Raw genomic sequence first — 8,359 nt, 5'->3', positions numbered from 1 at the left:
ATCAATTGAAGAATTAGAATGTTTGTTAAATCATCTTTTAAATGAAGGAGGGTTAATTATAAAATGGGTACGAAAAATAAAAAACAAAGGCAATGCTGTTATCACAGTTTAAATGCGCAACAGCTTAGCTGATAGCTGATAGCTTACTTCCCAGGTAGCAGCCAGATCGATCTGATTGAAGATAGAAAACAGCTGATAGCTGAGAGCTGATAGCTGATAGCTGATAGCTGAGAGCTGAGAGCTGATAGCTGAGAGCTGAGAGCTGAGAGCTGAGAGCTGATAGCTGAGAGCTGAGAGCTGATAGCTGATAGCTGATAGCTGATAGCTGATAGCTCACAGCTGACGGCTGAGAGCTGACCGCTGACAGCTGACCTAGGGAGTAAACCCTAGAGTTTTTGTATGATTTAAGTTAACTCTGTTGACTTAATCCTCTTGAATGCCATGACTGACACTGTTCTTGACGTCCATAATCTGAAAGTCCAATTCCAAACCGATGTAAAACAGGTCACAGCCGTTGACAGCATTGACTTTCAACTGCGTCGAGGACAAACCCTAGGGATTGTGGGGGAGTCAGGCTCTGGGAAATCAGTCACCTCTTTGGCCATCATGGGTTTGATACCTTATCCTGGTAAGGTTACCAATGGGGAGATTTACTTCCGACCCTCAACTCGGGAAAAAGGGGTGGATTTACTAGGGCTGAGTCCTGATCACAAGCAGTCCTACCGGGGTGGTCAAATCTCAATGATTTTCCAAGAACCCATGACTTCCCTTAACCCAGTTTATACCTGTGGGTTTCAACTGACAGAAGCGATTCTGCAACACCAGGATGTTTCCCTAAAAGAAGCAAGGCGTCAAGCCATGGCTCGTCTTCAAGAGGTCAAGCTACTCCCTAGCGATCAACAATTGAGGGAGAGTTTTCTAGAGGAATTCCGTCGGGAGAACCCTGGTCAAGCTATACCGGGGGAACGGCTAATTAATCGCCACATTAACCAGCAAAAACGGGAAATTTTAAAGCGCTATCCCCATGAACTGTCTGGTGGTCAATTGCAGCGGGTGATGATTGCGATCGCAATTTCTTGTAACCCTGATGTGTTGATTGCTGATGAACCCACTACTGCTCTTGATGTTACCGTACAGGCAACTATTCTGGATTTGCTGAGGGAGTTACGGGATACCCGAGGGATGTCCATGATTTTTATTACCCACGACTTAGGGGTAATTGCGGAAATTGCTGACAGCGTAGCGGTGATGTACCAAGGCAAAATTGTGGAAAGGGGTGATGTCTGGAAAATTTTCTCTGAGCCAAACCATCCCTACACCAAGGGATTATTAGCCTGTCGCCCAACTCTGGATAAAACTGTAACATACCTACCAACTGTTTCTGACTTCATGGAGGTGGTAACTACTGCTAGTGGGGAAGAGGTAATCCGAGAAAAATCAAAAGGGTTGAATGTTGACCGGTTCCAGCTTCAAACTTCGTCAGATAACCTACCCTACGGGAACGCTAAAGGCGAACAACCTTCAACCTCCCAACCTTCAACCTCCCAACCTTCAACCTCCCAACCTTCAACCTCCCAACCTTCAACCAAACCACCGTTAGTTTCGGTGCGTAACTTACAGGTAGGCTTTCCCATTCGAGGCGTATTTGGCGGGACGAAACGCTATCTGATGGCAGTCAATGGAGTATCCTTTGATGTTTATCCCAGTGAAACCTTGGGCTTAGTAGGAGAATCCGGTTGTGGCAAATCTACCTTAGCACGAACATTGCTGCGCTTGATTGAACCAATGGGTGGAGAAGTAAACTTTGATGGTAAAGAGATTACCAAAATCAAGGGTATGGGTTTGCGGCAATTACGCCGTGAAATGCAAATTGTGTTTCAGAATCCCTTTAGTTCCCTCGACCCACGACTAAAGATTGGGGAAGCAGTGATGGAACCCCTATTGATTCATGATGTTGGGGGTAATAGTAAGGAAAAACGCGATCGCGTGGCTGAGTTGTTGGAGCGAGTGGATTTAAATCCTGACTGGATGAATCGCTATCCTCACGAATTTTCTGGAGGTCAGCGCCAGCGGGTCTGTATTGCTAGGGCACTCGCTCTTAATCCTAAGTTTATCATTTGTGATGAATCCGTTTCTGCTCTAGATGTTTCCGTACAGGCACAAGTCCTGAATTTGCTGAAACAATTGCAGGAGGATTTCGGCTTAACCTATATATTCATTTCCCATGACTTGAGTGTAGTTAAATTCATGAGCGATCGCATTATGGTAATGAACCAGGGCAAAATTGAAGAAATTGGTCCCGCTGACAGTATTTATCGAGAACCGAAACAGGATTATACTCGTCAGCTGATTGCTTCTATTCCCACTGGTACTCTCGATCGGATTCAACAGCAGCAACACAGACGACAAGCTATGGAAATACCTGAGATTAATGATCCATGGTCTATTAATTCTGAGATTAGTGATCCATGGTCTGTTAATTAAGGGAAAGGTTATTTTTTTTAAATTCAAAATGCCAAATTAAAAATTCAAAATTACATAAGCTATCAGCTAATGCCCTACGCGCACGCTACTTGAGGTGCTATCAGCCTCGAAGTCTGTGCCAGGAGTCATGGAATTTTCCCCATACTTTCAATTCTCATTAATCTGGAATTATTAAATTATCTCGTTCTAGGTTTATTGTAAGCACCTCAAGTAGCGTGAGCTTTTAGCTGACGGCTGACGGCTGACGGCTGACGGCTTACAAAATTACTAGCCTTATAATTTTGAATTGTTGACAACAAATACAAGCCTCTGAATTCATTTCGGGGGTATTTTTTAATTTTGAATTGATAATTTTGAATGGTCGCAAAGCAATTGACGTTCCTCCCAAATTAGTTTTTTAAGTTTTTTAACGTTTTTACAGTATTTAAATGTTTTGTGTTATTATGAAAGTAAGGAGATAAGGAGATAGAAAGAAGCCAGCGCAAAGTTTCCATGGCAAACGCTGGCTTCTGGCTCCTCCATTAACACAAGGAGATAGATCCTATGCTAAAACCAATTCACCCTGATGGTGAGGGTCACCCCTACCAACAAACGGTGGAACAGGCTTCTGTGGAACAGGCTTCTAGCCTGTCCCACACTGACTATGAACTGGGGTATAGTCATAGATCCCTGATATCGCGATACCCGACATCGCTGTCAGTGGCGGATTTGCCACCTCATTTGGCGCTAGCGCTAGACTTTTGCAGTTTACCAGCCATAAGCTTACTGCCAAGGGAACAAGACTTAGAAACTCTAGCAGTAGAGGAGGCTTTTTGACACTCCCCGGTCTAAAGACGCGGGGATTCTGCTGACAAGATAAACTTAGGTAACGTCCAAAGTCTAATCTTCGCTACGGTAGTCAAACACCGTCTACTCAGTCTGGATAGGTCTATGCCTAGCTTTCTGGCTACTTTTCTCAAGATATTTGCACTACCATTTAAGTCAGCATTTACTATTGACTTATTTGAAGTCTTATAAAGACCGCGCTTTACACGCTTTCCTGATGCTTTCCACCCACTTGGTTTTTCTCCATAAGCAGGTAGGGAGTCTCCATCAAGATAGCTGGCCTTACTGGTGTAAGCTTCCTCCGTCAATTCCAAATGGATTCCGTGTAAACTGCACAACTGAGATAGCCTATCTTTTAGCTTCCCTAAAGGTATTTGAACAAACTGTTGATTGTTTATCCTACCCATATTGGAGCATTGTTTAAAACCTTCATTCCAGCCTAGGACTATAGTCCCAATACTGTATTCAAGGCAATGGTTGATTATTATCTTAGCGGCCTTATTTATTCCATCTCTCATCCGATGGTTCCGTTTCCGAGTAACCCTATCAAGCCAATTATCCCAATAATCTTTTGCTCTACCTTTCTTTCTTGTAGAGACTTGCTTGTTCCAATATTGGTTAAAGGACTTCATGGCACGACAGTCTATTAAAAAAGAATTTCCTAAAGTGTCAACGCAAGCCGCTAAATTACTAGAAGTCCCTAAATCTATACTCAAAGCCTCTTTGCTTTTATCTTTGACTTGGACTGACTCTGGTATCTCATAAGATACTTCTAGGTAAAAAGCCCCATTTTTAGGTAAAATAGTCCATTCTTTTATTTTTATATCTTCTAAATTACTAGGAAAAGACAGAGAGAATTTTTTGATTCCAAACCATCTCTTTACATTTAATCCCAGAGAAAAAGTAATTAAGTCTTCATGTCTCTTTGGCTTTTGCCCTCCTGAATTTGGATAAGAGACTTTAAACATCTTTTTCCCTTTCAAATATCCAGGAGGCTTCGGTCTACTTTTTAAACCCCCTTTGAACCAAGACTCTCTTAGCTTCTTATAGGATTTAAGTGCTTCGGCCACACTCATCAATGTCTGCTGGGCTGGGGTGGAGGGGAGAGACTTAGCTACAATCGTCTTTCCTACGCTTTTTTCATATATCAAGTCGAATTTACCTGTAAGTAGTTTTCCTGTTTTGAAAAACACTTGACGAGAAAAGTAAACTCCCATATTGTACAGTTTCCCTGACTGCTCACAAAGATAAGTCAGGATTGCCTCTGTCTCTTTGTCCGGGTGTAAAAGGATTTGCTGAACCCCTACTTTTAACTTCTTTTTAGCCATTATCGACCCTCAGGGGTTTGTCGTTAACTATATATTAACCTACAATAAAAACAACAGCAAGTCCGGAGAGAAAATAAATTGAGAAACAGCGGTTTTGAGTACAGACACTACAACCATGCGGTCGGGGTGTGTACTGTACATTTAGTATGGATACCGAAAAGAAGAAAAAAGGTATTGGTAGGAAAGATTAGGGATAGGATTTACGAAATTTTTACTGAGATAGCTTCGGAGAAGAACTGGAATATTAAAGCTTTAGAGGTTGCTCCTGATCATATTCACCTTTTTGTAGAGATAAATCCAACAGATGCTATTTATCAAGTAGTCAGGGCTTTCAAAGGCAGAAGTGCAAACTACTTGCGAAAAGAGTTCCCTGAATTAAAAAAACTGCCATCTCTTTGGACTAATAGTTATTTTTTTAGTACCGCAGGGAAGGTGAGTAGTGAAACTATTCAGCGGTATATCAACGACCCTCACCACGGATAAGAAGGTGGCTAAAGCCACTATGGAGAATTCCTCCCCGGTCTTTAGACACGGGGAGGAATTCTACCTAGATCTTTATGAAAAAGCCCCGTCCTCTAACCGAAAAAGACCAAGCCTTAATCCAGCGCTACAGTAACTGCCAATTGGGAATGACACCACAAAAGTTTTATGGCAAATGGTTAGTGACTTATGAGGTCATCGCCTGTATTTGCTCCCGTAGTGATGCTACAGTACAGCGCTGGTTTGCCAGAGGTCACAACTATCGCTCTCCCATGCCCATCGATTTGTACCATCTGGCCATAATGGATTTCCTTCTGGAGAATTTTGAAGAAATGCCTGAAAAACTCCAGAATTTCCTGTGTCCACCACATTAACAAGATGGAGATATCCGGAGATGAGAAGATTCCGAATAGTAGACTCAGAATCGTCTTTATTTCTTTGATATCCAGATAATATCACTATTGTCACGCTTGGGTAATGGGTAAGGTAATTGTGATTACTCTCGTACCATTACCCATTAGCAAAAATAATACCAATGGTTCCAAGTAGGAATACACCCCAATTCCTAGGGCTATCATACATAATTTTTAGTTTTATGTACCATTATTTTTTTATTATTAAGTGTAGAATAATTTTAGCTTGATAAGCTATTAATTAATCCTTTCAAAACTCCCTAAATTAGTGAGGCAATATTTTAGCCAAAGGATTAAATTTAGCGAGTTTAATATCTTGAGATGAGTAGGTGATTTTTATCCCATTAAAATGGGAGTTTAACTAGCCAGTAAGTTTCCTCAATTATCTAGGAGTAATTTTACGATGTCAGACATGAACAATCCAGAAGAAAATTCCCAAGCAGTTCCCTTTTTTGCCCGCTACTTGGAGGGACAATTTATTGAAGACTTATCTAAGGAAGAAATGGAAACTGTCAAAGGTGGTAATGTATTGCCTATTCGCAGTCTTACCAGAAAGTACCCATCTGATCGGGAAGATTGGTCGGGGGTAACCTTCAAGTTTCGAGATGATCTAATAGTTGAGACTCAAAAGTACCCATCTGATCAAGAAGATATATAGCAATCCGTGTAATATTTTCAGACCGGGGATATCTGGAAGATAGGGAATAATCTACCCAGAGCCTAACTTATTTATTTTAGGTTTAAATTAAAAATTTTCGCCAATTTGGCGTTACAGCTAGGGAGGCATGGCTTTTAATAGATTTATAGGAAAATAGTTGTGTCTATTCATGGGTCTATTCATGGATATACTCATACTTAGCCACATCCTATCTCCTATTTCCCCACATCTTATTTATCCACTAGGAGTTTAAAGCCATGTCTAATATGGACAAACCAGAAGAAAATTCCCAAGCAGTTCCCTTTTTCGCCCGCTACCTAGAAGGGCAATGGTGCGAAGAGCTATCTGAAGAGGAAATGGATGATGTTAGAGGCGGTCGCGGATTTGCGTTCACAGAGAAGTTCCCCTCTGATTTTGAAGATGGTGCCGGATGCTTTACCCGGAAGTACCCCTCAGATCACGAAGAGGGTGGCGGTGGTCCAGCCTTGACTAAGAAGTATCCCTCAGATCACGAAGAGGGTGGCGGTGGTCCAATTGCGATGACCCGGAAGTACCCATCGGATCAAGAAGATGGTGGCGGTGGTCCAATTGTGACCCTGAAGTTCCCCTCTGATGAGGAAGATGCTCCCCACAAGTAATATCGTATCGAGTTGACTATAGGGTTTACTAATTAGCGTGAGGTACATCTAAATTTTATTCGCTGTTCCGAAACTCCGAAGCTCCCTTCTAAAACCAAGAAGGAAAGTACCTCACCCAATTTATAACTGCTATAACACAATTAACAAAGGTCAAAGATTCGATGCAGCAGGTAATTACAGCAAAGCTGAAGTTGAACTGCACACCGGAGCAAAAGCAAAAGCTTCGTGCAGTTACTTTAGCTTATCGTGATGCCTTGAACTATACATCGAAATTGGCGTTTGACAAAGGCAAACTTTCTGATGCGGCTAAGTTACAAAAGCAGGTTTACTACGACATTCGAGAACGCTTTAGGTTACCAGCCCAAATGGCATGTAACGTACCTCGACAGGTAGCTGCAATCTATAAAAATCTCTGGATGAAAGTAGAGCGTAATGCTACTCACTTAAAATCCGGGATTACCAACAAGCGTTACCAAGGCTTAGATCCCCCTCCTAAATTCAGAGCTCGGACCTGTACGTTTAGTTACAAGCGTGACTACTCATTTGTTAAAGGTAAAGCTAGCCTAGTTACCTTAGAAGGTCCCATAAAAATTGACTACTCCGGAGCTCAAAAACACTTAGACTTGATTCATTCAGGTGCTGCAAAAATAGGTACAGCAATAATTTGCACTTCATTGACTATAAAGCCGTTTTGGGTGGCGCTTTAGCGATTAGAGTTGATGCTAATTTCACCTCCCAGTCATGTCCCCGTTGTGGTCACACCAATAAAGCCAATCGACCCAATCAGGGCTTAGATTTTGATTGCATGGCTTGTGGATACAAACTACATGCTGATTTAGTTGGAGCCAAGAATATCGCACTGAGAACGCTCCTCTTGAGGCAAGACTTTGAGAGGACGGGGCGACTTTCAACCGTCCCTGATGTGTCCCAGGATGAAACCAAAACTCTAGACTGAGGGGATTGCCAAAGGCTAGCCTATCTCGGGAATTAGATTGGAGGTGAACTGTAGACACAATCCCCTTGCCAAGGGTGTACTCGATTAGGGTACTCGATTAGACAGGGGTAGTTGAAATAATTACCGATACTATTTCTCCCTTTGCGTCAACTGAGCTTTTGAAACCCGCGATCAGCCCTCAGCTATCAGCTTTGGGCTGAGTGTTATTTATTTTACTTAGGACTTACGAAGTTTAGTTGGTTTTGCCCCCCTAACCCCCCAAGTTTGGGGGATTACTCAAAAAGTCCCCCAAACTTGGGGGATTTAGGGGGCAATGGCTAATTCCTATTACTGTTATTTATTCTTCACCATTAACGTATATGAACCGATCTCGTGATATAATTCTATTAATAACCCACAGTGGTGATTACTTCACTATTGATAGAGTAGCGGAATCCCTATCAAAAAGAGGGGTTAGTAGACAGTTATGCAAAGTGTCATAAAGTCTAGTAAAGTCTTTTCATAATTGTTAGAATAGAGACATGACACTAGTACCACTCCGTAAGGCGGTCGAACTTACGGGACTCTCTCAAACCACT

General features: G+C 42.1%; 10 protein-coding genes and 1 pseudogene. 9 read left to right on the top strand and 2 right to left on the bottom strand.

Annotation, left to right across the window (positions count from 1 at the left end):
* Nucleotides 1-124: 124 nt before the first annotated feature.
* Nucleotides 125-337, bottom strand: a complete 213-nt coding sequence (locus F6K37_RS26045; RefSeq protein WP_287253190.1) for a hypothetical protein — start codon at nucleotides 335-337, stop codon at nucleotides 125-127.
* A 104-nt stretch (nucleotides 338-441) separates the two neighbouring features.
* On the opposite strand from F6K37_RS26045, the gene F6K37_RS26040 reads away from it, so the two are divergent.
* Together F6K37_RS26040 and F6K37_RS26035 are read left to right on the top strand one after the other, a co-directional pair.
* Nucleotides 442-2,484 carry an ABC transporter ATP-binding protein gene (locus F6K37_RS26040; protein ID WP_287253187.1) on the top strand — a complete coding sequence of 681 codons (2,043 nt, stop codon included), beginning with the start codon at nucleotides 442-444 and terminating at the stop codon, nucleotides 2,482-2,484.
* Nucleotides 2,485-3,027: 543 nt separating this feature from the next.
* Nucleotides 3,028-3,300 (top strand): hypothetical protein, encoded by a 273-nt coding sequence (locus F6K37_RS26035; protein ID WP_287253185.1) that lies wholly within the window; start codon nucleotides 3,028-3,030, stop codon nucleotides 3,298-3,300.
* An 11-nt stretch (nucleotides 3,301-3,311) separates the two neighbouring features.
* On the opposite strand, the gene F6K37_RS26030 is transcribed toward F6K37_RS26035, so the two are convergent.
* Entirely contained in the window at nucleotides 3,312-4,637 is a 1,326-nt protein-coding gene (locus F6K37_RS26030) for an RNA-guided endonuclease InsQ/TnpB family protein (protein ID WP_287253183.1), read from the bottom strand.
* Between the two features lie 78 nt (nucleotides 4,638-4,715).
* Between F6K37_RS26030 and tnpA the strand changes: the two genes are divergently transcribed.
* The 7 genes and pseudogenes from tnpA to F6K37_RS44785 form a co-directional block, all read left to right on the top strand.
* Nucleotides 4,716-5,120, top strand: a complete 405-nt coding sequence (tnpA, locus tag F6K37_RS26025) for an IS200/IS605 family transposase (protein WP_287253181.1) — start codon at nucleotides 4,716-4,718, stop codon at nucleotides 5,118-5,120.
* A gap of 74 nt (nucleotides 5,121-5,194) precedes the next feature.
* The gene (locus tag F6K37_RS26020; RefSeq protein WP_287253178.1) at nucleotides 5,195-5,491 is read left to right on the top strand and encodes a helix-turn-helix domain-containing protein; all 297 of its coding nucleotides are present in this window, start codon (nucleotides 5,195-5,197) and stop codon (nucleotides 5,489-5,491) included.
* Between the two features lie 442 nt (nucleotides 5,492-5,933).
* Nucleotides 5,934-6,188: a microviridin/marinostatin family tricyclic proteinase inhibitor gene (locus F6K37_RS26015; protein ID WP_287253174.1), complete on the top strand. Its 255-nt coding sequence runs from the start codon at nucleotides 5,934-5,936 to the stop codon at nucleotides 6,186-6,188.
* Between the two features lie 257 nt (nucleotides 6,189-6,445).
* Nucleotides 6,446-6,826: a microviridin/marinostatin family tricyclic proteinase inhibitor gene (locus F6K37_RS26010; RefSeq protein ID WP_287253172.1), complete on the top strand. Its 381-nt coding sequence runs from the start codon at nucleotides 6,446-6,448 to the stop codon at nucleotides 6,824-6,826.
* A 161-nt stretch (nucleotides 6,827-6,987) separates the two neighbouring features.
* On the top strand, nucleotides 6,988-7,533 hold the full coding sequence (locus F6K37_RS26005; protein ID WP_008184770.1) for a hypothetical protein: 546 nt from the start codon (nucleotides 6,988-6,990) through the stop codon (nucleotides 7,531-7,533).
* Nucleotides 7,518-7,781: a zinc ribbon domain-containing protein gene (locus F6K37_RS26000; RefSeq protein WP_044493312.1), complete on the top strand. Its 264-nt coding sequence runs from the start codon at nucleotides 7,518-7,520 to the stop codon at nucleotides 7,779-7,781. Before F6K37_RS26005 ends, F6K37_RS26000 begins: the two co-directional genes overlap by 16 nt.
* Nucleotides 7,782-8,140: 359 nt before the next feature.
* Nucleotides 8,141-8,236: pseudogene (locus F6K37_RS44785) on the top strand (MvdC/MvdD family ATP grasp protein); the annotation flags it as partial.
* Nucleotides 8,237-8,359 lie beyond the last annotated feature (123 nt).

It is taken from the genome of Moorena sp. SIO4E2 (assembly GCF_010671945.1).
Taxonomy (GTDB): Bacteria; Cyanobacteriota; Cyanobacteriia; order Cyanobacteriales; family Coleofasciculaceae; genus Moorena; species Moorena producens.
Note: the sequence above shows the minus strand (reverse complement) of the source record. Positions and strands in the feature narration are given on the sequence as shown.

What these genes read in the sequence shown, in the direction of transcription:
- F6K37_RS26040 (WP_287253187.1), top strand. Translation starts at nt 442, where the DNA reads ATGACTGACACTGTTCTTGACGTCCATAATCTGAAAGTCCAATTCCAA.
- F6K37_RS26035 (WP_287253185.1), top strand. Translation starts at nt 3,028, where the DNA reads ATGCTAAAACCAATTCACCCTGATGGTGAGGGTCACCCCTACCAACAA.
- F6K37_RS26030 (WP_287253183.1), bottom strand. Translation starts at nt 4,637, where the DNA reads ATGGCTAAAAAGAAGTTAAAAGTAGGGGTTCAGCAAATCCTTTTACAC.
- F6K37_RS26020 (WP_287253178.1), top strand. Translation starts at nt 5,195, where the DNA reads ATGAAAAAGCCCCGTCCTCTAACCGAAAAAGACCAAGCCTTAATCCAG.
- F6K37_RS26015 (WP_287253174.1), top strand. Translation starts at nt 5,934, where the DNA reads ATGTCAGACATGAACAATCCAGAAGAAAATTCCCAAGCAGTTCCCTTT.
- F6K37_RS26010 (WP_287253172.1), top strand. Translation starts at nt 6,446, where the DNA reads ATGTCTAATATGGACAAACCAGAAGAAAATTCCCAAGCAGTTCCCTTT.
- F6K37_RS26005 (WP_008184770.1), top strand. Translation starts at nt 6,988, where the DNA reads ATGCAGCAGGTAATTACAGCAAAGCTGAAGTTGAACTGCACACCGGAG.